A 22,789-nucleotide genomic window follows, 5' to 3' on the forward strand; every position below is an offset into this window, starting at 1 on the left:
GAGGCAGGGGGGATGCCCAGAGCCGGCCATGGATGGCCGGCGGCCGGAACTGGGAGCAGGATGCGCATATTCCGGCTGGGCATCCCCCCTGCCTCCACGGCGGGCAGCGCACACCCTCCCGGAGCAATCAACCGAAAGCCCCCCACGCAGTCGGGAGAAGAACCAAAAAAGACACCGGCGCGTGGCCGGTGTCTGTGTGCAACGCAGTCCGCGCGGACCTATTCGGTCGGGTCGACGCGCAGGCCCGTGGTATCGACATCGGTCACGCCCTCGATGCCGGACGCGATGCGGAGGGCTTCGTCGACCTGCACCTGGCTGTCGACATCACCGCTCAGGGTCACTACGCCGTTGACCGTCTCGACGTCGACCTGCAGCCCGGCGACGTCTTCGTCCGCAAGCAGGCTGGCCTTGACCTTGGTGGTGATCCAGGTGTCATCGACGGGCTGATCCGAGTCAGTCGTGGCGCTGCGGTCGGTCGGCGGGTCCTTGTCATTGGCCACGGCGCTGCCACCGGCAACGAGCAGGGCGAGGGCGGCGGCGATGAGGCCGCTGTGCTGGATGCGCGTGTTCATCTTTGCAGTGCTCCGCTGTGTGGGGGAGCTTGCGATTCTCCGGTCGTGCGCATCGACGGAGCGTGAGCGGCGCGCGCGGCGCTGAACGGGAACCGCGCGATTTTCATCCGCAGTTCGCGCCGTGACATCGACACTGCCGACACCCCGATCAAGGAGACACATCCATGAAGTACTCAGGCATGAAATGCGCAGGCACGAAGTACGCAAGCGGGCTGGCGTTGGGGCTTTCCTTGGCCCTGTGCGCCATGGGTTCGGCCGCCGCGCAGGATGCCGGTGCGTCAGCAGATGCCATGACCGCACCCCAGGTCCGGGCCACGCTCGAAGCCCAGGGGTATACCAAGGTCAACGACGTCGAGTTCGAGGACGGCGTCTGGAAGGCCGATGCGCGCAGCGCCGACGGCCAGCGCGTGGAACTGCGCATCGATCCGGCCAACGGCACCATCTATCCCGAAGACAGGGTCGCGGGGTTGAGCGAGGCCGACGTGCGCGCGAAGCTTTCGGCCGCCGGCTACACCAAGGTGCATGACGTCGAGTTCGACGACGGCATGTGGACCGCCGAAGCCGACGACGCAAACGGCAAGGGCGTGGATCTCACCCTGGATCCCGACACCGGACGGGTGGTGGGCAAGGATCGCGACTGAGGCCGCGCGGCAGCATCGCGTGGCAAACCCCTGCGATCACGGGGCGCCTGCGGGCGCCCCGTTCCGCGTGCGTCAGGCGGGGTCGCCTGCGTCGGCAGCATCGCGGAAATAGGGCTCCACGCTGCCGTTGATCTTCATCGTCATCGGGTTGCCGCGGCGGTCCAGCGCACGACCCACGGCGACCCGGATCCAGCCCTCGCTGATGCAGTATTCCTCGACGTTGGTGCGCTCGTCGCCGTTGAAGCGGATGCCGATGCCGCGCTGCATGGCCTCCTCGTCGTAGTGGGGACTGCGCGGGTCGTTGCTGAGGCGGTCGGGCGGCGTGGTCTGGGTCATCGTGGATTCCGTGCTGGAGACGCGATGCGTGCCGAGGCGCGCGGCGCAAGAGGATACCCGGGCGCGGCCGTGGACGCCGCTCAGGCGGCCGGCAGGCCCTCGGGCGCACCGCGGCCCAGCAGGTCCGGCAGCGGGTCGCCGTCGGCAGTGAAGTCCAGGGACACGGAGTTCAGGCAGTGGCGCTCGCCGGTGGGCGGTGGGCCATCGGGGAAGACATGGCCAAGGTGGCTGCCGCAGCGCGCGCAGACTTCTTCCACCCGCACCATGCCGTGGCTGCTGTCGCGCACGTAGCGGATGTGCGCGGGGTCCACGGGCGTGGTGAAGCTGGGCCAGCCGGTGCCGGAGTCGAACTTCGCGCTGGCGCGGAACAGCGGCAGGCCGCAGAAGCCGCAGGTATAGGTGCCCTCGCGCTTGTTGTCGAGGAAGGCGCCGCAGAACGGGGCTTCGGTGCCGTGGGCGAGGAGCACCCGGCGGGCCTCGTCGTCGAGAGCCTCGCTGAGCCTGCGGCGGCTGGCATCGTCCGGCGGGGAGAGGTCGAAGGCGGTCATGCGCGGCTCCTGTGGGAATTCATCGCCGCCATTATCGTCCCCGACGGCGTTACGGCGCCCCTGGCGGCGGGCATTGGCAATGACCGCGCGCATCTGCACACGGTCGCGATGCCGGGAAATGGGCACCGCACCGAGCACGATCGCGCGCTCCCGCAGCTCGGCGGTGACGTCGTAGTGGGCGCCGCTGGTCTTGTCCTGGAAGGCACGCCGCGGCATGCCCAGGGCGGCGGCAAACGCATGCAGCTCGTCCAGCGTGTCGGCCATCAGATGCGCCCAGCGGCGGCCGCGCCAGAGCGTCACCGCGTCGTCGACATAGACCGCCATCGGGCCGTCAGTCGCCCCTGCCGGAGAGGTCGCGACGGATCCAGTCGTCGATCAGGCGCTTCTCGTGGCGCAGGGCGTCGCCCATCGCCACCGTGCCCCCGGCCCGCTGCAGGAAGCCGAGGTCGGTGAGCTCGCGCGCACCGCTGTCCACGATCTGGCCCGATGCGTCGAAGCGCGTGTAGGACAGGTCGATCCGGGGCGGATAGATGTCACGGACGATGCGCACATGATCGCTGCGCCCGGCGGCAGGTTCGAATTCGCCGGCGCGCTTGATGTCGGTGATCTCGACTTCAAGGCGCTCGCCGGGTGCGAGTGCCGCGGCGGCGCGCCGCGCAAGATGCTTTGCGATCGCGCGGACCCAGTCGCCGCGCCTGGCTTCGAACCTGTTGCGGCTGAAGCGTACTTCGCTGAATCCGGCCGGATCCGACCACGACACCGCCACCGGGCCATCCTGGTCCAGGCTGCGCGGATAGTCCGGATCGGTGACGTCGATGGCGGCGGCCGTGCCCGCAAGCGACAGGGCGGCCAGGAGGAAGGTGGCGGCGATGAAACCGGGAATGCGTCGGGCGCGAATCATGGCGGCGCTCCTTGCGGCGGGGCATTCCAGTCTGCTACCGGCGCCCACGGGCTGCAATCAATGCGCGGTCCGCGGACAAGCAGTGTTCAGAAGCGGGACGAGCGCCTGCCATGCGTGCGCGGCGATCGCCGGCTGCGCGGCGGCGGTGGGATGCAGGTTGTCGTCCTGGAAGCTGGTGCGGTCGCGGGCGACCGGCTCCAGCAGGAAGGGCAGCAGCGGGATGTCGAAGAACGCCGCCAGTCGCTCGTAGACCCGCTCGAAGCCCCGCGCGTACTCGGGGCCGAGGTTGGGCGGCATGCGCATGCCGACCAGCAGCACCTCGGCGCCGACGTGCTGCGACGCACCGACCATGCGTGCCAGGTTGCGATGCAGTTCGGCCAGCGGCAGGCCGCGGAGCGCGTCGTTGGCGCCGAGTGCGATCACCACCACTGCGGGATGATGATGCAGGACCTCGCCGACCACCCGCGCCGAGCCGCCGGCGCTGGTCTCGCCGCTGATGCTGGCGTTGGCGATGCGGCAGCCGGGATAGTCATGCGCGAGGCGTGCGGCGAGCAGCGAAACCCAGCCTTCGTCGGCGGCCAGGCCGTAGCCGGCCGACAGCGAGTCACCCATCACCAGGACCGTGCGCCGGGTGTCGTCACTCCCGTCGGCCTGGCGGGCGGACGCGGGCGCCGCGGCAAGCAAGGCAAGGGCGGCCAGGGCCGGCAGCAGCGTGCGCAGCAGGCGCACCGGCAGGCACTGCCCGGCGGGCAGGGTTCCTCGCAGCATCCGCGTTCTCCGTTTCGCGCCGCGGCTTCGCGGCAGGAACACATGATGCCCGAGTGGCCGCCGTCCTAGCGTCGACGTCGACTGCACGGCCTGCAGGCCTGCGGCTTCGCAAGCCGGGCCTGAACGCCGGCGGGGCAGGGCGGGCGGTCTTTCACGCTGCATGCTCCACGGCTCGCGCAGCATCGCCGCGACATCTACCGAGGATTGCCGAATGACGCTTGCCAAGCCACTTGCCCTGGTGCTCTGCACCGTGATCGGGACCGCGCTGCCGACGGCGCATGCGCGCCAGGACGCACCGTCACAGGACGCACCGTCGCAGGAGGCGGCAGCGGCGGTGCCTGCCACGCATCCCGCGAACGATCCCGCCGCGGCCAGTGGTGATGACGCGATGCTGCGTGCACAGGTGCTGCTGGATCGCGCGCACTTTTCCCCCGGCGAAATCGACGGCCGCGGCGGCGGCAACACGCAGCGCGCGATCAGCGCGTTCCAGCGCAGTCGCGGACTCACGGCCAGCGGCGAGCTGGACGAGCCGACGTGGAAAGCGCTGGACAAGGATGCCGCGCCGGTCCTGGTCGAATACGTGGTCACGGCCGCCGATATCGCGGGTCCGTTCAAGCCGCTGCCCGCCGACATGATGGAACAGTCGCGGCTGGAAGCGCTCGGTTTTGAAAGCGCGGCCGAGGCGCTGGGCGAAATGTTCCATGCCAGCCCCGGCCTGCTGCAGCGGCTCAATCCGGACAAGGACCTCGCCGTCGTCGGCTCGCGCATCGTAGTGCCCGCGGTCGACGGTGGCGCGCCGCTGCCGGAGGTCGCGAAGGTGGTCGTGGACAAGTCCGACTCCGTGGTGCGGCTGCTGTCCGCCGATGGCGAAATCGTCGCCCAGTACCCCGCATCGACGGGCAGCGAACGCGATCCGCTGCCGATCGGCGAGTGGACGATCAAGGGCGTCGCGCGCGATCCGACCTTCCACTACAACCCCGAACTGTTCTGGGACGCGGATCCTGCGCACGCCAAGGCCACGTTGGCACCGGGGCCCAACAATCCGGTCGGCGTGGCCTGGGTGGACCTGTCCAAGGAGCACTACGGCATCCACGGCACGCCGGCGCCGGCGCACGTCGGCAAGACCGACTCCCACGGCTGCATCCGGCTGACCAACTGGAACGTGCTCGCGCTTGCGGCCGCGGTCGATCCCGGCACTCCGGCGGTGCTGCAGGAATAGCCAGTGAAATACCTGGCGTGGATCTTCGCCGGCCTGCTGCTGGCGGCCGCCTTGCACGCGGCGACGATGTCGCCCGCCGAGCGTGCACGCATCCTGCGGATCGCGCCGGCGCCGCCGGTTCCGCCCGGGGAGGGCCCGTCGACGCAGCCGGTTGCCAGCGCGAGGGCCACTGCGCCACGCGTGCAGCCGCCCAAGGCCGCGAGCGCGCCGTCTGCAGGCACGCCCGCTGCCACGACCGCAGCCGCAGCGGGGCCACCGGCAGAGACACGCGTCTTGCCCCGGCCGGCGCCTCCGGCTGAGCCCGGCAGACGCGTCGACAGCGTTGCCGGACCGCCCCCGGGCCTGATGGTGCCGGTCCGGGGCGTGGCGCCCTCGCAGCTCTCGCCGACCTTTGAAGACGCCCGCAGCGAAGGCCGCGTGCACGAGGCGCTGGACATCATGGCGCCCGCCGGCACGCCGGTGCTGGCGGTGGCCGACGGGCACGTCGAGAAGCTGTTCGACAGCCGGCTGGGCGGGTTGACCATCTACCAGTTCGACCCGGGCGCACGCTACGCCTATTACTACGCGCACCTGGAGCGCTACGCGCCAGGGCTGGCGGAGCAGCAGCAGGTTCGCCGGGGCGAGGTCATCGGCTATGTCGGCAGCACCGGCAATGCCGATCCCGCCGCACCGCACCTGCATTTCGCCATTTTCCTGCTGGGTCAGGAAAAACAGTGGTGGAAGGGCACGGCGATCGATCCCTATCCGCTGTTCGCGGCGCAGCGCTGACGTCGTTTCCGGGCCCGCGCCCGATATCCTTGGCGTCCCCCGCAGCAGGAAGTTTCCATGGCCGAACAGGCATCGACCGACATCGTCCGCACCCTCGCGCCCGCGCTCGTCGCGCAGTCCCTGGGCAAGCGCGTGCAGCTGCCCGGCGGCGAACTGGTCATCCTCGACGGCGTCGGCTTCAGCATCGCGCGGGGTGAGAGCGTGGCGGTGGTCGGGCCTTCCGGTTCGGGCAAGAGCACGCTGCTGTCGCTGCTTGCGGGCCTCGATGCGCCAAGCTCGGGCACGGTGACCGTCGACGGCGCAGCACTGTCCACGCTCGACGAGGACGGCCGCGCAAAGGTGCGTGGCGACAAGGTCGGCTTCGTGTTCCAGAACTTCCAGCTGCTGCCTTCGCTGACGGCGCTTGAGAACGTGATGCTGCCGCTGGAGCTGCGCGGCGATGACGACGCCGAAACACCGGCGCGCGCAATCCTCGGTCGCGTCGGCCTTGGCGAGCGCCTGGGGCACTATCCGCGGCAGCTGTCGGGCGGTGAGCAGCAGCGCGTCGCGGTGGCGCGCGCCTTCGTCACCGGACCCTCGCTGCTGTTCGCCGACGAGCCCACCGGCAACCTCGACACCAGCACCGGCCAAGCCATCATCGAGCTGCTGTTCGCGCTCAACCAGGACGCGGGCACCACGCTCGTGCTGGTGACACACGATGAACACCTGGCCGAGCGCTGCGGACGCACGCTGCGCATCGAAGGCGGGCGGCTGGTGGCCGACAGCGGCCCGGCGGCATGAGGGTCGCGCGGCTTGCCTGGCGCCAGCTCAGGCGCGACCTGGCCTCGGGCGACGTGCGCATCCTGCTGGCGGCGCTGGTGCTGGCGGTGGTGGCGGTCACGGCGGTCGGCTTTGTCACCGACCGCGCCGCGCGCGCGCTGGCGATCGAGGCCAACCGCCTGCTCGGCGGCGACGCCGTGCTGCGCGGAGACGCGCCGATCGAAGGGCCGGCACGGGACGCGTCGCTGGCCCCGGGCCTGCAGCACGCGGACACCGTCGAACTCGACACCATGGTGCGCGTCGGCCGCGGCGAGGCGGCGCAGCTGAAGCTGGGCGAGCTGCGTGCGATCGGCGAGGGCTTCCCGCTGCGCGGCGAGTACCGCATTGCCGGCGCCGACGGCATCGAGCGCGCGACCGGGGGGATCCCGGCACCGGGCACGCTGTGGATGAGCCGCGGCGGTGCCGACACCCTGGGCGCCAGCATCGGCGACAGCGTCGGCATCGGCACCCTGGAGCTGCGGCTGGAGGCCCTGGTGGTGCAGGAGCCCGATGCCGCGCTGGACTATTTCAACGTGGCGCCCAAGGTCTTCATCCACCCGCAGGACCTCGCCGCGACGGGGCTGGTGCAGGAGGGCAGCCGTATCCGCTACCGGCTGGTGGTTGCGGGTGATGCGGGCGCCGTGGAGCGCTTCACCGCCGTCGCGCGCGGCAACCTTGCACGCGGCCAGCGGCTTGAAACGGCCGCCGATGCGCGCCCCGAAGTGCGCTCGGCGCTTGATCGCGCAGGCCGCTTCCTCGGGCTGGCTGCGCTGGTGTCGGTGGTGCTGGCCGCGGTTGCGGTGGCCATGGCCGCGCGCCGGCACAGCGCGCGCCACCTGCAGGGCGCGGCGGTCATGCGCTGCCTCGGTGCAAGCCAGGCGACCCTGGCCGGCATCCACATCGGCGAGCTGCTGCTGCTCGGGCTGATGGCCTGCACCGCGGGGGTCGCCGCTGCCTGGGGGCTGCAGTGGCTGATCGCCGGCTGGCTGGCCGGCATGCTCGGCATCGACATCCCGCCGGCGGGCCTGCTGCCTGCGCTTGGCGGCTACGGCGTGGGCATGGTGGTGCTGCTGGCCTTCGCCGTGCCACCGGTGCTGGCCCTGCGCCGGGTGCCGGCGCTGAGCGTGCTGCGCCGCGACCTCGACCCCACCGAGCCCGCCGCACTGGTCGTGCTGGCCGCCGGCGTCGCCGGCATCGGCGCGCTGCTGTGGTGGCAGGCGGGGTCGGCGACGCTTGCGATCGCGATGCTGGCAGGCATCGCCACCACCCTGGGCGTGCTGGCGCTGCTCGCCTGGCTGATGATCCTGGCCGTGCGCCGGCTGCGCACGCGCCTGCGCGGCGCCGCGCGCTACGGCCTGGCCAATGTCAGCCGCCGGGCCGGCACCAGCATCGCCCAGGTGTCCGCGCTCGGCCTCGGACTGATGGCCCTGCTGCTGCTGACCTTCGTGCGCACGGACCTTGTCGGGCGCTGGCAGCTGGCGCTGGCCGAGGAAGCGCCCAACCGCTTCATCGTCAACGTGCAGCAGGACCAGATCAACGGCGTGGCCGCGATCGCCGCGGCGCAGGGCCTGGCCGAGCCGATGCTGTACCCGATGGTCCGCGGGCGCCTGGCCACGCACAACGGAGCGGCGGTCAGCGGCAGCGATTTTGCCGCTGGCGGCGGCGGTGACGAAGACTCGCGCCGCGCGCAGCGCCGGGCCGACCGCGAGTTCAACCTGTCCACCGCCACCGAGCTGCGCGACGACAACCGGGTCACCGCGGGCGCGTTCTGGGAGCCGGGCGGCGGCGAGGGCACGGAACTGTCGGTCGAGGCCGGCTTCGCCGAATCGCTGGGCTGGGGGCTGGGCGACCGGGTCGCCTTCGATATCGCCGGCCGCCGCATCGAGGGCCGCGTCACCAGCCTGCGCGAGGTCGAGTGGGAGAGCTTCCGGCCGAACTTCTTCGTGCTGTTCTCGCCGGGCGCGCTGGACGGCTATCCGGCCAGCTGGATCACCGCGGTCAGCGTGCCGCAGGGCGATACCGCGTTCACCCGCGCCCTGGTGCAGCGCTATCCCAACGTCTCGGTGATCGACGTCGACGCGGTGCTGCAGCAGGTGCGCAGCACCGCCGACCAGGTGTCGACGGTCGTTGAAGTGGTGTTCTGGTTCGCGCTGGCCGCGGGCCTGCTGGTGCTGCTGGCTGCAATCAGCGCCAGCCAGGACGAACGCCTGCTCGAAGGCGGGGTGATGCGAGTACTCGGGGCCAGCCGGCGGCAGCTGCGGCTGGCGCAGGCCTCGGAGTTCGCGGTCATCGGCCTGCTCTCGGGGGTGGTGGCGGCGGTCGCGGCCTCGGTGCTGGCGGGCGTGGTCGCCACCCAGGTGTTCGACCTGCCGTGGGAGCCGGACATCGCGATGGCGGCGCTTGGCGGCCTGGCCGGCATGGCCGCGGCCCTGCTGGCCGGGCTCTGGGCCACGCGGCGCGTGCTGGACGCGCCACCGGCGGTAACGCTGCGCGAACTGCAGGGTTGATGCGGTGGCCGGACCGGCGGGCCAGCCGATGGCCTTGGGCAAACCGCAGGGCTGAGCGCGCCACGCGCCGGGTGCACGTGGCGCGCCCCGATCAGCCGGTGACGGACTCGGGCTCGGCCTCGAAGCGCCGCGCGTAGCTGCGCTCTTCGGCGACCGAGGCGACGTCGTCGTCGGCGCTGTCGGGAGCCCCATATACCGCGTAGGCGATCCCGTCGCCCTTGCGACCGATCTGGCGCAGCCGGTAACGCGGCTGCCCGCCGCCGGTGTCCGGGGGATAGTGGGTGGGCGGCGTTTCGGCGTCGATGTCCAGCTCGCTGTTGTCGATGGGGCCGCCGACGAAAAGTGCGCGCATGCGTGGTTCCTTGTGGTCCGGGATTGGCCCGATGCTGGCAAATCCGGCATTCGCACCGGATGAAGCATGCGTTCGTCGACCGTGCAGGGACGGTTGCCGCACTACAATCCCGTGCCCTTGAATCGAGTCCCCGACCCTCAATGACCAGTCCTGGCGATGCCGCCCTCGACGCGCTGCTCCTTCCTTTTGCCGACGGCACGCTGGCCCGCGAGGCGGAAGCGCTGTTCCTGCGTGCCCGCGCGGGCGCGGCGCTGGATCCGCAGGACTGGCCCGGGCTTGCCTGCGAAAGCGTATTCAAGCCGGACGCCGAAGCCTTGCAGCGGGCCGGCTTCACGGTGACCGATGGGCTCGCGGAGGGCTCGGGCGACCGTGCCCCGGCGGATATCGGCGGCGACGCCGGTGCCCGGCCGCTGGTGCTGCTGCTTCCACCGCGCCAGCGCGATGAGGCGCGTGCAGCATTCGCCGAGGCCCTGGCGCGCGCGGCGCCGGGCGCGTACGTGGTCGCGAGCGTCGCCAACGATGCCGGCGCGAAGTCCGCCGAGGCCGACTTCGCGCGCATCGCCGGCCCGGTCAGCACGCGCAGCAAGTACAAATGCCGCGTGTTCTGGGCGCGTGCCGGGCAGGCCGGCGCGGATCCGGCGCTGGCGGCGCAGTGGCGCGGGCTCGACGCACCGCGACGGATCGAAGGCGGCCGCTTCCTGAGCCGGCCGGGCGTTTTCGCCTGGGACCGCGTCGACCCGGCGTCGGCGCTGCTCGCACGGCATCTTCCGAGCGACCTCGCTGGCCGCGCCGCCGACCTCGGCGCCGGCTACGGCTACCTGTCGGCCGAACTGCTCGAGCGCTGCCCCGGCGTCACCGCACTGGACGTTTTCGAAGCCGACGCCCGCGCCCTGGCGCTGGCGCGGCACAACCTCGCCGGCCATGCGCCGCGCGTGGCCCTGGGCTTCCATTGGCAGGACGTGACCGCGGGCATTGCGACGGGCTACGACGTGCTGGTCAGCAATCCGCCGTTCCACGTGCCCGACGGCCGCGAGCGTCCCGACGTCGGCCGCGCCTTCATTGCTGCGGCCGCCCAGGCGCTGCGCCCCGGTGGCCGGCTGTGGCTGGTCGCCAACCGCCACCTGCCCTATGAAGAGACCCTGGGCGCCGGCTTTGGCGAGGTGCGCCTGGTAGCGCAGGAGGGCGGGTTCAAGGTGGTGGAGGCGGTGAAGTCCACGGGTGCGCGTCCGCCGCGGCCCGCGCGCGAGCCGCGTGAGCCGCGTGGCAGCTGGGATGCGCGCGAGGCGCGGATGCGGCGATGAAGCTGGTCAAGACGCTGGCCAACCTGGGCCACGGCAGCCGCAAGCAGGTGGCGCTGATGTTCCGCGAAGGTCGGGTGACCGATGCGGCGGGCGAAGTGCTGTACGCGGACGACCAGCCCGAGCGGGCCGATGTGCGCGTGGACGGCGAGCCGCTGGACCCGCCGCCGGGCCTGCTGCTGATGCTGCACAAGCCGGCCGGCTACACCTGCTCCAAGAAGGATCGCGGCCGCCTGGTCTACGAGCTGCTGCCGGAGCGCTTCGCGCTGCGTTCGCCGACGCTGTCGACGGTGGGGCGGCTGGACCGCGACACCAGCGGCCTGCTGCTGATGACCGACGACGGCCAGCTGCTGCATCGGATCATCTCCCCGAAGTCGAAGCTGTCGAAGGTGTACGAGGCGACGCTGGCGGAACCGCTGCGCGGGGACGAGGTCGCCGCGTTCGCCAGCGGTACGCTGATGCTGGAGTCCGACGACACGCCGCTGCTGCCGGCGGAGCTCGAGGTCATTTCGCCCACCCGGGCGCGGCTGACCCTTCACGAGGGCCGCTACCACCAGGCGCGGCGGATGTTCGCGGCGGTGGGCAACCACGTCGATGCGCTGCATCGCAGCCACGTGGGCGGACTGTCCCTCGGCGACCTGCCGGAAGGGCAGTGGCACATGCTCGACGAGGCCGGCCGCGACGCGATCTTCAGCCCCGGTCGCTGACGGACGGCCGACAGTCTCCGCGGCCTTTTTGTAGGAGCGGCTATAGCCGCGAACAGGGTTCCGGAAGTGCCACCATCCTGGCCGGCGGCGCATAGTCACGAGTGCAGGCGCGCGCCGCAGGAGCCGGCTGGCGGGGGGAGTGCTCCGCCCCGCCGCCAGCCATCCATGGCTGGAAGCGGGGGCGTGGGCCATCCATGGCCCACTCTCCGCACTCCCCCCGCCATCCGGCTCCTGCACCACCATGATCGCGCCGGCGTGGCGCCAAGCAGGGCTGCGCCTGCGGTGAACGGCGAACGGCGAACGGCGAACGGCGAACGCACCAGATTGGTGAGCTTCGAAAACCCTCCGAAGCCGCAATCCCCGGACTCGCGAAAGCGGGACTCTTCGAGGGGGACATGGACAGCGCACATGGATGTGCGCGGTAGGCGAATCAGCCATGGACGGCTGCTTCGCCGGTCCATGTCCCCCTCGGAGAGGCACGCTCCCTCCCGCAGCCCGCAGCCCGCAGCCCCCGGCTCCTGGGCTCCTGGGCCTTGATCCTGATCCGCCTCTCGCCCTGCCGCAGCCCCGATGACCCCCTAGAACAGGTCACGCCAGCCGGCATGGCCCAGCTTTTCCAGCGTCTCGACGTTGCGCTCGACGATCTCGTCGGGATCTGGAAACGCCTCGACCGCGCGCGAGACGCTGTCCTCGCGCAGCAGGTGCAGGGTCGGCCAGGGCGAGCGGTTGGTGTAGTTGGCGATGTCGTCCGGCTCGCTGCCCGCGAACTGGTACTGCGGGTGGAAGCTCGCGACCTGCAGCTCGCCTTCCAGGCCGAGTTCCGCGACCAGCGCGTCGGCGGTCTCGAGAAAGTCGTTGTAGTCGAGGAAGTCGCCCAGCACGTGCGGATGCACGATCAGCGTCGTGTCGACATCGGCCGCCGGCGTGTCGCGCAGGCGCGCCAGTTCTTCGCCGAGTTCGGCCAGCAGCGCGGCCTCGTCGCGAGCCCCGCTCAGCACCATCCGCACCTGGCCCTTGTTGACTACGGCCTTGGCGAAGGGGCAGAGGTTGAGGCCGATGACCGCGCGTTGGAGCCAGCGGCGGGTGTCTTCCAGCGGATCCATCAGTCGCGGAAGTTGTCGAACTGCAGCGGCTGCTCGAACTCCTTGCCCCGCAGCAGCGCCATGACGTCCTGAAGGTCGTCGCGCTTCTTGCCGGTCACGCGCAGCTTGTCGCCGTTGATCTGGGTGTCGACCTTGAGCTTGGCGGCCTTGATCTCGGCGCCGATCTTCTTCGCCAGGTCGCGTTCGATGCCCTGCTTGACGGTGACCTTCTGGCGCGCGCCGGCGAGGTTGGTCTCGACGTCGCCGAACTCCAGGCAGCGGGTGTCGATCTTCCGCGCCGCCAGGCGGGCACGCAGGATGTCGGTCATCTGCTGCAGCTGGAATTCGCTCGGCGCGCGCTGGGTGATCACCGCGTCCTCGCGCTCGAAGGCTGCATCCACGCCCTTGAAGTCGAAGCGCGTGGTCAGCTCGCGGTTGGCCTGGTCGACGGCGTTGGTCAGCTCGTGGGTGTCGACTTCGGAGATGATGTCGAAGGACGGCATGGCGCGGTAACCACCTTGGAATGAAGGGGCCTCAGGGTACCGCAACGCGGTCGGCGCGGGCCTCGTGCATCATGGGCGCCCGGCCGCCCCCACGGCCATTCCCGGAGTCCGTCCATGTACAAGACCGCCGCCTATGCCGCCACCTCGGCCACCGCGCCGCTGGCGCCCTGGAGCCTGGAGCGCCGCGAGCCGCGCGCCGGCGAAGTATTGATCGACATCCGCTATTGCGGCATCTGTCATTCCGACCTCCACACCGTGCGCGGCGAGTGGGGCGCGGTGGACTACCCGCTGGTGCCTGGGCACGAGATCGTCGGCCATGTTGCCGCGGTCGGTGAAGGCGTGGAGCGGTACAAGGTGGGTGATGCGGTCGGCGTGGGCTGCTTCGTCGACTCCTGCCGCAGCTGCGAGCAGTGCGCGGCGGGCGAGGAGCAGTACTGCGACAAGGGCATGGTCGCCACCTACGGCAGCGTCGATCCGTCCACCGGCGAAGTCACCCAAGGCGGCTATTCCACGCGCATCACCGTGCACCAGGACTACGTGCTGCGGATTCCGGACGGCCTGCCGCTGGATCGCGCCGCGCCGCTGCTGTGCGCCGGCATCACCACGTTCTCGCCGCTGCGCCACTTCGGGCTGAAGGCCGGCGACGAGCTCGGCGTGGTCGGCCTGGGCGGGCTCGGCCACATGGCGGTCAAGCTGGGCGTCGCGATGGGCGCGCGCGTGACCGTGCTCAGCACCTCGGAGCGCAAGCGCGAGGACGCGCTGAAGCTGGGCGCCCATGCCTTCGAAGTGGTGGCCGGCAGCGATCGCGGCGCGGCGCGACGCCTGGCCAAGCGCTTCGACATGATCCTCGATACCGCCTCCGCCGCCCACGACTACAACCTCTACCTGGGCATGCTGAAGATCGACGGCACGATGGTCCTGCTGGGGATGCCCGAGCCGACGCCGGTGTCGGCGGGTGCACTGGTGATGGGCCGCCGCCGGCTGGCCGGTTCGTTGATCGGCGGCATTCGCGAGACCCAGGAAATGCTCGACTTCTGCGCCGCCAACGGCGTGGCCAGCGACATCGAGCTGATCGACGCCGCCGGCATCAACGAGGCCTACGAACGCATGCTGCGCGGCGACGTGCGCTACCGCTTCGTGATCGACGCCGCCACGTTCGGCGGCTGAGCGCGGTCAATGGACCCGGTTGGACCCGGAACGGCGGCGGACGCGGCTGTCGGCGGCACCGTCGATGCCAGCGAAGAGGTGGCCGCGCGCGACCACCGTCGCGCCATCGCCGCGATGCTCATCGCGGTCGCGGTGCTGTGCGTGATGGATGCCTGCATGAAGCAGCTGGCGGGGCACTATCCGCCCATGCAGGTGGCGGCGCTGCGCGGACTGGTCGGCTTGCCGCTGGTGCTGGCCTGGGCGGCAGCGACCACCGGCCTGCGCTCGCTGTTTCGCATCCACTGGCCGCTGCACCTGCTGCGCGGCGTGCTTGGCGTGGCCTTCCTGTCGTGCTTCGTCGCCGGCCTGCGCGACCTGCCGATGTCCACCGCCTATGCGATCACCTTCGTCGGGCCGCTCCTGGTCACGGCGCTGGCGGTGCCGCTGCTGCGCGAGCACGTCGGTCCGCGACGCTGGACCGCGATCGTGGTCGGCATCGTCGGCGTCCTGGTGGTGTTGCGCCCGGGCGGGGAGGGCGTGTTCACCAACGCCGGGCTGCTGGTGCTGTTCGCGACGGTCTGCTACGCGGCCTCGGTGGTGATCGTGCGGATGCTGGCACAGCGCGACAGCGCGCAGTCACTGGTGTTCTGGTTCCTGGCCATGGTCGCCATGGGCGCGGGACTGCTGGCCTGGCCGCAGTGGGTGCCCCTGCGGATGGCCGACGCCTGGCTGCTGGCGGGCATCGCGCTGTCCGGCAGCCTGGGGCAGGTCGCGCTGACCCACGCCTTCCGCCTGGGCCAGGCCTCGCTGATCGCGCCGCTGGAATACACCGCCCTGTTGTGGGTGGTGCTGCTGGACCTGGTGCTGTGGCAGGCGCTGCCCGACGGCATGACCTGGTTGGGCGCGGCGATCATCGTCGTCAGCGGGCTGTACATGATGCGGCGGGAGCGCGTGGTCAAGGCGCAGCCGGTGGCAGCCGACTGAGGCCAAGGCGGCATCGCGGCGGACGGAAATGGAAACGGGCCCCGCAGGGCCCGTCTCCGTGGTTCGCATGGGACCGGCGTCAGAATCGCGCGCCGACGCCCACGCCGAGCACGACCGGGTCGAGCTTGGCCTCGCCGGCGTCGACACCGTTGATCTTCACGTCGGAGTCGGCCTGGAAATAGCGCGCATCGGCGCGGGCAAACCAGGTCGGGGTGATGTTGACGTCCAGTCCGACCGTCGCCACCGCACCCTTGGCGGTTTCCACGCCCACGCGGTCACCGCTTGGCGTGGCGCTCTCGTTGTCGTAGTTGGTCTCGTGGTAGCCGAGGCCCACGAACGGGCGCACGGTGCTGTCCGGCGTGCCGAAGCGGTACTGGCCACTGAGCGAGTACGGCTGGGCGTCGACGCTGCCGACCTTGGCCCCGCCGGCGTTGACGCGCTGGCCGTAGCTGTCCGCCGCCCAGGCTTCAACGCCCCAGTTGTCGGTGATGTGGTAGGTGACGCCAAGCGTGGGCGTACCCTCGCCGTCGAACTCGGTGCGCGTTCCGGCGATCTCGGGGTTGCGGGTCGGCTCCACCATCGAATAGCCGGCGACGACGGAGACGCGCTTGTCGGCAGCGCTGCCGGCGTCCTGGGCGAAGGCGGTCGGGGTGATGGCAATGGCCAGTGCGGCCGGAATCAGGATCTTCATGGGGGACATGGGGGAGTCTCCTCGTTACGAACATATGGTCCCGGGGTTGGGACGCGGCCACCCTATCGAGGCGAGCATGAATCGCGCTTGTCGCAATCGGTGCGCGAGCGGGCACTTGCACACATCCGGTTCATCGATTGCACCGGGCGCCGACGCCGGTGAATCGCCACTGACCATGGTCCGGGACACGCGAGCTTGGCGGGTGCCGCGGGCGGGGCCACAATAGCGGTCCGCCCGATCGCCCCGTGGAGACCCCGATGGCCAGCCCCCAGGAAGCACGCGTACCGGACATCGGAGGTTTCGACGACGTACCGGTGATCGAGGTGCTGGTCGCAGCTGGCGATACGGTCGACAAGGACCAGAGCCTGATCACCCTGGAGTCCGACAAGGCCACGATGGAGGTTCCGGCACCGTTCGCGGGCACTGTTCGCGAGGTCAAGGTGAAGGTCGGCGACACGCTTTCCGAAGGCGGCGTGGTGGCGCTGATCGAGCCGTCCGGGGCCGAAGCGGAATCCGACGCGGCTGGCGAGGCCGGCTCCGGAAGCGCCGAGGCCGCGCCGAAGCCCGATGGCGACGCTGGCGACGCCGACGCCGACGCCGCCCGCGACGCCAAGCGTGCCCAGCCCGAATCAGACGCCAAGGTCACGCCGGCCGCCGAAACCGGGACCCGGGTGCCGCCTGTTGCAGTGTCCGGGACCGCCGACAACCTCGCCCAGGCATCGATCGACCGCCAGGCCGGCGTGATCCCGGCCGAAGACACCGGGCCGCCGAGGCGCTTCGATGCCGACGCGCTGATGCCGGACAAGGTGCCCTATGCCAGTCCCGCGGTACGCCTGTTCGCGCGGGAGCTCGGCGTCGACCTGCTGCAGGTCAAGGGCAGTGCGCGCAACGGCCGCATCGTCCGCGAAGACGTGCAGCAGTTCGTCAAGGGCGCGCTGCAGGGCGGCGCTGGCGCGGGCGGCGCGGTCGCCGGCGGCGGTGGGCTGTCCCTGCTGCCCTGGCCCAAGGTCGATTTCTCGAAGTTCGGCGAAATCGAAGAGCAGCCACTGACCCGGATCCAGAAGATCAGCGGCGCCAACCTCGCGCGCAACTGGGCGATGATCCCGCACGTCACCCATCACGACGACGCCGACATCACCGATCTTGAAGCGCTGCGCGTCGCGCTCAACAAGGAGCATGAGAAGTCCGGGACCAAGCTCACCATGCTGGCTTTCATCATGAAGGCCGCGGTGTCCGCGCTTCGGAAATACCCGCAGGTCAACGCGTCGCTCGACGCCTCCGGCGAGACGCTGACGCTGAAGAAGTACTTCCACGTCGGCTTTGCCGCCGACACCCCCGGTGGCCTCGTGGTGCCGGTGGTCCGCGACTGCGACCGGAAGGGGGTGATGGAGATCGCCGCCGAAACCGGGGAGCTGGCGAAGAAGGCGCGTGACGGCAAGCTCGGCCCGGCGCAGATGAGCGGCGGCTGTTTCTCGATCAGTTCGCTGGGCGGGATTGGCGGTACGTCGTTCACGCCGATCGTCAACGCGCCCGAGGTCGCCATCCTCGGTGTCTCGCGCGCGGCGATGCGGCCGGTCTGGAACGGGAGCAAGTTCAAGCCGCGGCTGGTGCTGCCGCTGTCGCTGTCCTACGACCACCGGGTGATCGATGGTGCGGCGGCCGCGCGCTTCACCGCCTATCTGGCGGAGATGCTTGCCGATATGCGCCGGGTGCTGCTGTAAGCCGATGATGGCGCCTGGCGAAGGTGGTGCGCTCGACGCTGCCGGCGACCGCGTCCGCGACGCCGCCGAGCGTGGTGCCGACGGGCTGTTGCCCTGGCTCGACGCGCCGCTGGTCCATGTTTCCGGCATCAGCGTCACGCCCGGTGGCTTGCTCGTCGCGTTGGCGGTGGTGGTGGTGGCGTGGTTGCTGTCCCTGGTGTCGCGGCGCGCGCTGAAGCGTTACGGCGACCGCAATGCCAACGCCAACCAGGCGGCCATCTACACCATCTCGCGCCTCGTGCACTACCTGGTCCTGGTGATCGGGTTCCTGGTCGCGCTGGAGGTGGCCGGGATCCCGGTCGGCAGGTTCGCGGTGTTCGCCGGCGCACTGGGCGTGGGCCTGGGCTTTGGCCTGCAGGCGATCTTCAGCAACTTCGTGTCCGGCCTGATCCTGCTGTTCGACCGTTCGCTCAAGGTCGGCGACTTCGTCGAGCTCGATGCCGACGTGCGCGGCACGGTGCAGGCGATCAACATCCGCGCAACGCGCATCACCACCAACGACGACATCGACGTGCTGGTGCCCAACTCCGAGTTCGTCAGCGGACGCGTGGTCAACTGGACCCTGCGGTCGTCGCTGCGCCGGATCCGGATCCGCTTCGGCGTCGCCTACGGGGTGGACAAGGAACTGGTCAAGAAGGCCGCGCTCGAGGCCGCGTCGCGGGTGCCGTTCACGCTGTCGATGGACGGTCCGAAAGCGCCGCAGGTGTGGCTGGTCAACTTTGGCGACAACGCGGTGGAGTTCGTGCTGGCGGTATGGCTGGGCGAGACCGCGGCGCGCCGCAATTCCGCGATCCAGGCGGCGTACCTGTGGGAGCTCGATACGTCGCTGAAGGCGCACGGCATCGGCATTCCCTTCCCGCAGCGCGACCTGCACCTGCGCAGCGCGTTCGGACTGGAAGGCGATGCGGCCCTGTCCGCGCTGCGCGGTGGCGACGCCTCCGGCAGCCGCGCTGACGTGGGCGCCGGTGACGATCGGCGCGACGCTCCGCAACTGGCAACCCTGGACGATTCGGAGCGCGCGGCGCTGTCGCGCAACGACGCCCAGGTCGACGCCCAGCGCCAGCTCGACGCCGACGAGGCGCTGGCCGCGCAACTGGAGTCCGGGTCCGACGCGCCGGGCACCGGGGGACGCGACCCGGATCCAGGTGGCCGCGCATGAGCGCGCAGCGGTCCGTGGCCGGTTTCCGGCCTGCCGCGTCCCCGGCACCGTGCTGCGGCAGTGCCCCTCACCGATCCACTGTTGGAGACAGGTTCGATGGCCAATTCCGTTGAAGTGAAGGTTCCCGATATCGGGGGCTATGACGCCGTGCCGGTGATCGAAGTGCTCGTGGGCGTCGGCGACACCGTCGCCGTCGACCAGGGGCTGGCGACGCTGGAGTCCGACAAGGCCACGATGGAAGTGCCCTCGTCTGCTGCCGGCGTGGTGCGCGAACTGCGCATCAAGGTCGGCGACAAGGTGGCCGAGGGCAGCGTGGTGGTGGTCCTGGACGCCGAGGCGCCTGCGGGCGCCGGCGACAAGGCCGACAAGGCCGACAAGGCCGACGACGATGCGACGGGGAAGGCCGCAAGTGATGCCGCCGGCCCCGGCAAGCCGCCGGTCGCGCGCTCACACCGCGCGCCCGCCGAGCCGCAGGCACCCGCGGCCGCGGCATCCAGCGGCCGCAAGGCCGACATCGAGTGCGCGCTGGTCGTGCTCGGCGCCGGTCCCGGTGGCTATACCGCCGCCTTCCGCGCCGCCGACCTCGGCATGGACGTGGTCCTGGTCGAACGCCATGAACAACTGGGCGGTGTCTGCCTAAATGTCGGCTGCATTCCCTCCAAGGCGCTGCTGCATGCCGCGGCGGTGATCGACGAGGCCGCCCACGCCGCCGATTACGGCATCAGCTTCGGCAAGCCGAAGATCGATATCGATGCCCTGCGCGGCCACAAGCAGAACGTGGTCGGCCAGTTCAACAAGGGCCTGGCCGGAATGGCGAAGCAGCGCAAGGTGCGCGTGGTCACCGGCAGCGGCGGCTTCGTGTCGGCCCACGAACTCGAGATCACCGGCGCCGATGGCGACACGCAACTGCTGCGCTTCGAGCAGTGCATCATCGCCGCCGGTTCGCAGGCGCTCGAGCTTCCGGGCTTCCCCTGGGACGACCCGCGGGTGATGGATTCCACCGACGCGCTCGAACTGGCCGACGTGCCGGAGAAGCTGCTCGTCGTTGGCGGTGGCATCATCGGCCTCGAGATGGCGACGGTGTACCGCGCGCTTGGCAGCGAGATCACCGTGGTGGAGCTGGCCGACCAGCTGATGCCGGGTGCAGACAGGGACCTGGTCAAGCCGCTGGCCGACCGGCTGAAGAAGCAGGGCGTTGCGATCCACCTGAAGACGAAGGTGGTGGATGCCAAGGCGCAGAAGAACGGCATCAGCTGCAGCTTCGAAGGCGACAGCATCCCCGACGGCAAGCGCTTCGACCGCGTGCTGGTGGCCGTGGGTCGCGTGCCCAACGGGGGTCGCGTCGACGCCGAAAAGGCCGGTGTGTCGGTGGGCGAGCGCGGCTTCATCGAGGTCGACGCTCAGATGCGCACCAACGTGCGCCATATCTTCGCCATCGGCGACCTGATCGGCCAGCCGATGCTGGCCCACAAGGCGACGCACGAGGGCAAGCTCGCGGCCGAAGTGGCGGCCGGCGAAAAGCGCGAGTGGATCGCACGGGTGATCCCGTCGGTCGCCTACACCGATCCGGAGATCGCCTGGGTCGGCGTCACCGAGACCGAGGCGAAGGCGAAGGGCATCACGCCGGGCGTGGCGAAGTTCCCGTGGGCGGCGAGCGCGCGCGCGGTCGGCATCGGCCGCGGCGAGGGCTTCACCAAGCTGCTGTTCGATGACGAGACGAAGCGCGTCATCGGCGGCGCCATCGTCGGCGTGCACGCGGGCGAGCTGATCGCCGAGGTGGCGCTTGCGATCGAAATGGGTGCCGAGGCCGCCGACATCGGCCACACCATCCACCCGCACCCGACGCTTTCGGAGTCGGTGGCGATGGCGGCCGAGGCCTTCGAAGGCACCATCACCGACCTGTACATGCCGAAGAAGCGCGGCTGAGTTCGCGCGGTCCGCATTGAAACCGTGATCCCGTCCGCGCTTTCCGCGGACGGGCTTCGCCTTTCCGGTCGATCTAGGGACGGCCCCATCTGTCGCCACCTGCTGCGCTGCCCCCAACTGGGCAAACGGGCCACTCGCGCCCGTTCCAGGCGCTTGGGGATGCCTGGATCCCGCGCGCAAGCGCAACCAGGAGGGGTGAGATGACATCTGCAAAGAGAACGTCCTTGGGCGTGGCCGTGGCCGTCGCCTGCATCGGCATGGCGGGCGTGGCGGCGAACGCCTCGGCATCGGAGACCAGGGACCGGCTGCAGCCCGACGCAGTGGAGTTCGAACGCCAGGAGCGCGCCATGGACCAGCGCCTGCGCCAGGAAGAGACGCGGCTGCGCATCGAGCGTGCGGCCTACCCTTCGCACTTCGCGCGCGCCTACGCGGCGTATCCGCAGATCCCCCGCGGGACGCTTGAAGCCATCGCCTACGTGCAGAGCCGTTGGCACAACGTCCGCGCCGACGATGCCGGCGCGATGGGCGACCACCACCACATGCCCGCCGCCCACGGCGTGATGGGGCTCTACGCCGGCGACGGCTTCGCCGACCAGGTCGGCGAGGCCGCCGCTCTGCTCGGCGTCCCCATGGAGCGGGTGAAGAACGACCCGGCCACCAACATCATGGCCGCCGCGACGCTGCTCGGCCGCCAGCTGCGCGGCAAGGACGTGCGTGACCTGGAGTCGCTGGCGCCGGAGCTTGCACGCTATGCCGGCTACTCCGCCGCGCCTGGCGGCGGCGAGATCGACGACTACGCGCGCGCCAGCTTCGCCTTCGACGTGCTGCTGGCCCGGGACCGCGGCGTCGACGAGAAGGGCATGGTCGTGCCGCAGACGGCGGTGGCCTGGGAGCGCGCCTTCGACGTGCCGACGCTGGTGAAGCTGCAGGCGCCGTTCGTGCGCCTGGACGTGGAGGGCGACCGCATCGAAGTCGACGGCTTCGCCATCGATCCGGTGAGCGAGCAGCTGGTGCGCAAGGCCTCGAAGAAGGACCGCGACGGCAGCCTGCGCGCGCAGAGCACGGATTACGGCCCGGCGATCTGGAATCCGGCGCATTCCAGCAACTACAACGCCTCGCGCAGCGCCGCGGTCAGCGCGGTCACCCTGCACACCGCGCAGGGCAGCTACGCCGGCACCATCAGCTGGTTCAAGAACTCCTCGTCCAACGTCAGCGCGCACTACGTGATCCGCAGCTCCGACGGCCAGGTCACGCAGATGGTGCGCAACGCCCACACCGCCTGGCACGTGCGCAACCAGAACAGCTATACCCTGGGCATCGAGCACGAGGGCTACGTCAACAACAGCAGCTGGTACACCACCGCGATGTACAACGCCTCGGCGGCGCTGGTGCGCAGCTTCTGCTCGAAGTACAGCGCCATCAGCTGCGCCAGCGCCTACAGGGGCGCGCCCAGCAGCGGGATCAACGTCCTGCCGACCTCGGTCAAGATCAAGGGCCACCAGCACTTCAGCGGCCAGACCCATACCGATCCGGGCATCAACTGGAACTGGGCCAGCTACTACACGCGGCTGAATCCGGGCTCCGGCGGCAGTACCCGCATCCTCGACTCGTTCGAGGGCAGCGCCGGGCATTTCAACACCGGCCCGGCGTACTCGGGCAGCACGACCGGCATCTCGACGGCGTCCACCGCCACCCGCACCTGTGCCACGCGCAGGAACGGCAGCTGCTCGCTGCGCGTGCTGCTCAAGGACAACCCCAATACGTCGGCAAGCTGGGCCGTACGCCTGCTGTCGGGTGCGGGCAACCCGGGCAGCAACACGGCGCTGTCGCGCGCCAACGGCAGCGTCGGCTTCTGGGTCTACGCCGGTGGCAGCGGCATGAGCGTGGCCATGGGCATCGACGACAGCGATGGCACCGAGCGTTCGGTCAGCCGCAGCCTCGCCGCCAACAGCTGGACCTACGTCTCCTGGAGCCTCACCGACGCCGCGCAGTGGAACGCCTGGGTCGGCGGCAACGGCGCGATCACCGCGAGCAGCGTGAAGCTGGATGCGATCTGGCTGTACCACGCCAACACCAGCTGGGACATCAACGTCTACATCGACGACGTGCAGGTCAGGAACTGA

At 70.5% G+C, this 22,789-nt stretch carries 22 protein-coding genes and 1 pseudogene; 13 read left to right on the forward strand and 10 right to left on the reverse strand.

The window, feature by feature from the left end; genetic code table 11:
* Positions 1–218: 218 nt before the first annotated feature.
* Positions 219–572: a BON domain-containing protein gene (locus WCD84_RS12610; protein WP_343281574.1), complete on the reverse strand. Its 354-nt coding sequence runs from the start codon at positions 570–572 to the stop codon at positions 219–221.
* 164 nt (positions 573–736) lie between these two features.
* On the opposite strand from WCD84_RS12610, the gene WCD84_RS12615 reads away from it, so the two are divergent.
* On the forward strand, positions 737–1,213 hold the full coding sequence (locus WCD84_RS12615) for a PepSY domain-containing protein (RefSeq protein ID WP_343281575.1): 477 nt from the start codon (positions 737–739) through the stop codon (positions 1,211–1,213).
* A 72-nt stretch (positions 1,214–1,285) separates the two neighbouring features.
* On the opposite strand, the gene WCD84_RS12620 is transcribed toward WCD84_RS12615, so the two are convergent.
* From WCD84_RS12620 to WCD84_RS12640, 5 genes and pseudogenes are all read right to left on the reverse strand, one after another.
* Positions 1,286–1,549 carry a DUF3297 family protein gene (locus WCD84_RS12620; protein ID WP_343281576.1) on the reverse strand — a complete coding sequence of 88 codons (264 nt, stop codon included), beginning with the start codon at positions 1,547–1,549 and terminating at the stop codon, positions 1,286–1,288.
* A gap of 80 nt (positions 1,550–1,629) precedes the next feature.
* Positions 1,630–2,097, reverse strand: coding sequence for a peptide-methionine (R)-S-oxide reductase MsrB (msrB, locus tag WCD84_RS12625; RefSeq protein WP_343256191.1), 468 nt, complete (start codon positions 2,095–2,097; stop codon positions 1,630–1,632).
* 54 nt (positions 2,098–2,151) lie between these two features.
* Positions 2,152–2,421, reverse strand: a pseudogene (locus WCD84_RS12630) (DUF4031 domain-containing protein); the annotation flags it as partial.
* Between the two features lie 7 nt (positions 2,422–2,428).
* On the reverse strand, positions 2,429–2,998 hold the full coding sequence (locus tag WCD84_RS12635; RefSeq protein ID WP_343281577.1) for a DUF3016 domain-containing protein: 570 nt from the start codon (positions 2,996–2,998) through the stop codon (positions 2,429–2,431).
* A 57-nt stretch (positions 2,999–3,055) separates the two neighbouring features.
* Positions 3,056–3,766 carry an arylesterase gene (locus WCD84_RS12640; RefSeq protein ID WP_343281578.1) on the reverse strand — a complete coding sequence of 237 codons (711 nt, stop codon included), beginning with the start codon at positions 3,764–3,766 and terminating at the stop codon, positions 3,056–3,058.
* Between the two features lie 211 nt (positions 3,767–3,977).
* Between WCD84_RS12640 and WCD84_RS12645 the strand changes: the two genes are divergently transcribed.
* From WCD84_RS12645 to WCD84_RS12660, 4 genes are read left to right on the forward strand one after another with little or no spacing between them, the layout of a single operon-like run.
* Entirely contained in the window at positions 3,978–4,985 is a 1,008-nt protein-coding gene (locus WCD84_RS12645; protein ID WP_343279612.1) for a L,D-transpeptidase family protein, read from the forward strand.
* 3 nt (positions 4,986–4,988) lie between these two features.
* Positions 4,989–5,753: a M23 family metallopeptidase gene (locus WCD84_RS12650; RefSeq protein WP_343281579.1), complete on the forward strand. Its 765-nt coding sequence runs from the start codon at positions 4,989–4,991 to the stop codon at positions 5,751–5,753.
* Positions 5,754–5,810: 57 nt separating this feature from the next.
* Positions 5,811–6,533, forward strand: coding sequence for an ABC transporter ATP-binding protein (locus tag WCD84_RS12655; RefSeq protein ID WP_343279610.1), 723 nt, complete (start codon positions 5,811–5,813; stop codon positions 6,531–6,533).
* Entirely contained in the window at positions 6,530–9,058 is a 2,529-nt protein-coding gene (locus WCD84_RS12660; RefSeq protein WP_343281580.1) for an ABC transporter permease, read from the forward strand. The genes WCD84_RS12655 and WCD84_RS12660 overlap by 4 nt, the downstream gene beginning before the upstream one ends.
* A 91-nt stretch (positions 9,059–9,149) precedes the next feature.
* Here WCD84_RS12660 and WCD84_RS12665 read toward each other — a convergent pair whose 3' ends face one another.
* Positions 9,150–9,410 carry a hypothetical protein gene (locus WCD84_RS12665; RefSeq protein ID WP_343256188.1) on the reverse strand — a complete coding sequence of 87 codons (261 nt, stop codon included), beginning with the start codon at positions 9,408–9,410 and terminating at the stop codon, positions 9,150–9,152.
* Between the two features lie 140 nt (positions 9,411–9,550).
* Between WCD84_RS12665 and WCD84_RS12670 the strand changes: the two genes are divergently transcribed.
* Both WCD84_RS12670 and WCD84_RS12675 read left to right on the forward strand, forming a co-directional pair.
* A complete protein-coding gene (locus WCD84_RS12670; protein ID WP_343281581.1) occupies positions 9,551–10,711 on the forward strand; it encodes a class I SAM-dependent methyltransferase in 1,161 nt (386 codons plus the stop codon).
* Entirely contained in the window at positions 10,708–11,415 is a 708-nt protein-coding gene (locus WCD84_RS12675) for a 16S rRNA pseudouridine(516) synthase (protein WP_343281582.1), read from the forward strand. The genes WCD84_RS12670 and WCD84_RS12675 overlap by 4 nt, the downstream gene beginning before the upstream one ends.
* A 578-nt stretch (positions 11,416–11,993) precedes the next feature.
* Here the strand turns inward: WCD84_RS12675 and WCD84_RS12680 are convergent.
* The gene (locus WCD84_RS12680; protein WP_343256090.1) at positions 11,994–12,518 is read right to left on the reverse strand and encodes a DUF1415 domain-containing protein; all 525 of its coding nucleotides are present in this window, start codon (positions 12,516–12,518) and stop codon (positions 11,994–11,996) included.
* Complete coding sequence (locus tag WCD84_RS12685) at positions 12,518–13,000, reverse strand: YajQ family cyclic di-GMP-binding protein (protein ID WP_343256089.1); 483 nt, start codon at positions 12,998–13,000, stop codon at positions 12,518–12,520. Before WCD84_RS12685 ends, WCD84_RS12680 begins: the two co-directional genes overlap by 1 nt.
* Positions 13,001–13,114: 114 nt before the next feature.
* Here WCD84_RS12685 and WCD84_RS12690 point away from each other — a divergent pair, with 114 nt between their 5' ends.
* Complete coding sequence (locus WCD84_RS12690) at positions 13,115–14,167, forward strand: NAD(P)-dependent alcohol dehydrogenase (protein WP_343281583.1); 1,053 nt, start codon at positions 13,115–13,117, stop codon at positions 14,165–14,167.
* A gap of 114 nt (positions 14,168–14,281) precedes the next feature.
* A complete protein-coding gene (locus WCD84_RS12695; protein ID WP_343281590.1) occupies positions 14,282–15,130 on the forward strand; it encodes a DMT family transporter in 849 nt (282 codons plus the stop codon).
* A gap of 79 nt (positions 15,131–15,209) precedes the next feature.
* Here WCD84_RS12695 and WCD84_RS12700 read toward each other — a convergent pair whose 3' ends face one another.
* Positions 15,210–15,830 (reverse strand): OmpW/AlkL family protein, encoded by a 621-nt coding sequence (locus WCD84_RS12700; protein ID WP_343281584.1) that lies wholly within the window; start codon positions 15,828–15,830, stop codon positions 15,210–15,212.
* A gap of 248 nt (positions 15,831–16,078) precedes the next feature.
* Here WCD84_RS12700 and WCD84_RS12705 point away from each other — a divergent pair, with 248 nt between their 5' ends.
* From WCD84_RS12705 to WCD84_RS12720, 4 genes are all read left to right on the forward strand, one after another.
* The gene (locus tag WCD84_RS12705) at positions 16,079–17,542 is read left to right on the forward strand and encodes a dihydrolipoyllysine-residue acetyltransferase (RefSeq protein WP_343281585.1); all 1,464 of its coding nucleotides are present in this window, start codon (positions 16,079–16,081) and stop codon (positions 17,540–17,542) included.
* Between the two features lie 7 nt (positions 17,543–17,549).
* Complete coding sequence (locus WCD84_RS12710) at positions 17,550–18,740, forward strand: mechanosensitive ion channel family protein (RefSeq protein ID WP_343281586.1); 1,191 nt, start codon at positions 17,550–17,552, stop codon at positions 18,738–18,740.
* A 96-nt stretch (positions 18,741–18,836) separates the two neighbouring features.
* On the forward strand, positions 18,837–20,666 hold the full coding sequence (lpdA, locus tag WCD84_RS12715) for a dihydrolipoyl dehydrogenase (protein WP_343281587.1): 1,830 nt from the start codon (positions 18,837–18,839) through the stop codon (positions 20,664–20,666).
* 200 nt (positions 20,667–20,866) lie between these two features.
* Positions 20,867–22,789: an N-acetylmuramoyl-L-alanine amidase gene (locus tag WCD84_RS12720; RefSeq protein WP_343281588.1), complete on the forward strand. Its 1,923-nt coding sequence runs from the start codon at positions 20,867–20,869 to the stop codon at positions 22,787–22,789.

The organism is Luteimonas changyuni, from assembly GCF_039548395.1.
GTDB lineage: Bacteria > Pseudomonadota > Gammaproteobacteria > Xanthomonadales > Xanthomonadaceae > Luteimonas.

Excerpts from the sequence above, each read along its gene's own strand:
- WCD84_RS12610 (WP_343281574.1), bottom strand. The coding sequence starts at position 572 with ATGAACACGCGCATCCAGCACAGCGGCCTCATCGCCGCCGCCCTCGCC.
- WCD84_RS12615 (WP_343281575.1), top strand. The coding sequence starts at position 737 with ATGAAGTACTCAGGCATGAAATGCGCAGGCACGAAGTACGCAAGCGGG.
- WCD84_RS12620 (WP_343281576.1), bottom strand. The coding sequence starts at position 1,549 with ATGACCCAGACCACGCCGCCCGACCGCCTCAGCAACGACCCGCGCAGT.
- msrB (WP_343256191.1), bottom strand. The coding sequence starts at position 2,097 with ATGACCGCCTTCGACCTCTCCCCGCCGGACGATGCCAGCCGCCGCAGG.
- WCD84_RS12635 (WP_343281577.1), bottom strand. The coding sequence starts at position 2,998 with ATGATTCGCGCCCGACGCATTCCCGGTTTCATCGCCGCCACCTTCCTC.
- WCD84_RS12640 (WP_343281578.1), bottom strand. The coding sequence starts at position 3,766 with ATGCTGCGAGGAACCCTGCCCGCCGGGCAGTGCCTGCCGGTGCGCCTG.
- WCD84_RS12645 (WP_343279612.1), top strand. The coding sequence starts at position 3,978 with ATGACGCTTGCCAAGCCACTTGCCCTGGTGCTCTGCACCGTGATCGGG.
- WCD84_RS12655 (WP_343279610.1), top strand. The coding sequence starts at position 5,811 with ATGGCCGAACAGGCATCGACCGACATCGTCCGCACCCTCGCGCCCGCG.
- WCD84_RS12660 (WP_343281580.1), top strand. The coding sequence starts at position 6,530 with ATGAGGGTCGCGCGGCTTGCCTGGCGCCAGCTCAGGCGCGACCTGGCC.
- WCD84_RS12665 (WP_343256188.1), bottom strand. The coding sequence starts at position 9,410 with ATGCGCGCACTTTTCGTCGGCGGCCCCATCGACAACAGCGAGCTGGAC.
- WCD84_RS12670 (WP_343281581.1), top strand. The coding sequence starts at position 9,551 with ATGACCAGTCCTGGCGATGCCGCCCTCGACGCGCTGCTCCTTCCTTTT.
- WCD84_RS12675 (WP_343281582.1), top strand. The coding sequence starts at position 10,708 with ATGAAGCTGGTCAAGACGCTGGCCAACCTGGGCCACGGCAGCCGCAAG.
- WCD84_RS12680 (WP_343256090.1), bottom strand. The coding sequence starts at position 12,518 with ATGGATCCGCTGGAAGACACCCGCCGCTGGCTCCAACGCGCGGTCATC.
- WCD84_RS12685 (WP_343256089.1), bottom strand. The coding sequence starts at position 13,000 with ATGCCGTCCTTCGACATCATCTCCGAAGTCGACACCCACGAGCTGACC.
- WCD84_RS12690 (WP_343281583.1), top strand. The coding sequence starts at position 13,115 with ATGTACAAGACCGCCGCCTATGCCGCCACCTCGGCCACCGCGCCGCTG.
- WCD84_RS12695 (WP_343281590.1), top strand. The coding sequence starts at position 14,282 with ATGCTCATCGCGGTCGCGGTGCTGTGCGTGATGGATGCCTGCATGAAG.
- WCD84_RS12700 (WP_343281584.1), bottom strand. The coding sequence starts at position 15,830 with ATGTCCCCCATGAAGATCCTGATTCCGGCCGCACTGGCCATTGCCATC.
- WCD84_RS12705 (WP_343281585.1), top strand. The coding sequence starts at position 16,079 with ATGGCCAGCCCCCAGGAAGCACGCGTACCGGACATCGGAGGTTTCGAC.
- WCD84_RS12710 (WP_343281586.1), top strand. The coding sequence starts at position 17,550 with ATGGCGCCTGGCGAAGGTGGTGCGCTCGACGCTGCCGGCGACCGCGTC.
- lpdA (WP_343281587.1), top strand. The coding sequence starts at position 18,837 with ATGGCCAATTCCGTTGAAGTGAAGGTTCCCGATATCGGGGGCTATGAC.
- WCD84_RS12720 (WP_343281588.1), top strand. The coding sequence starts at position 20,867 with ATGACATCTGCAAAGAGAACGTCCTTGGGCGTGGCCGTGGCCGTCGCC.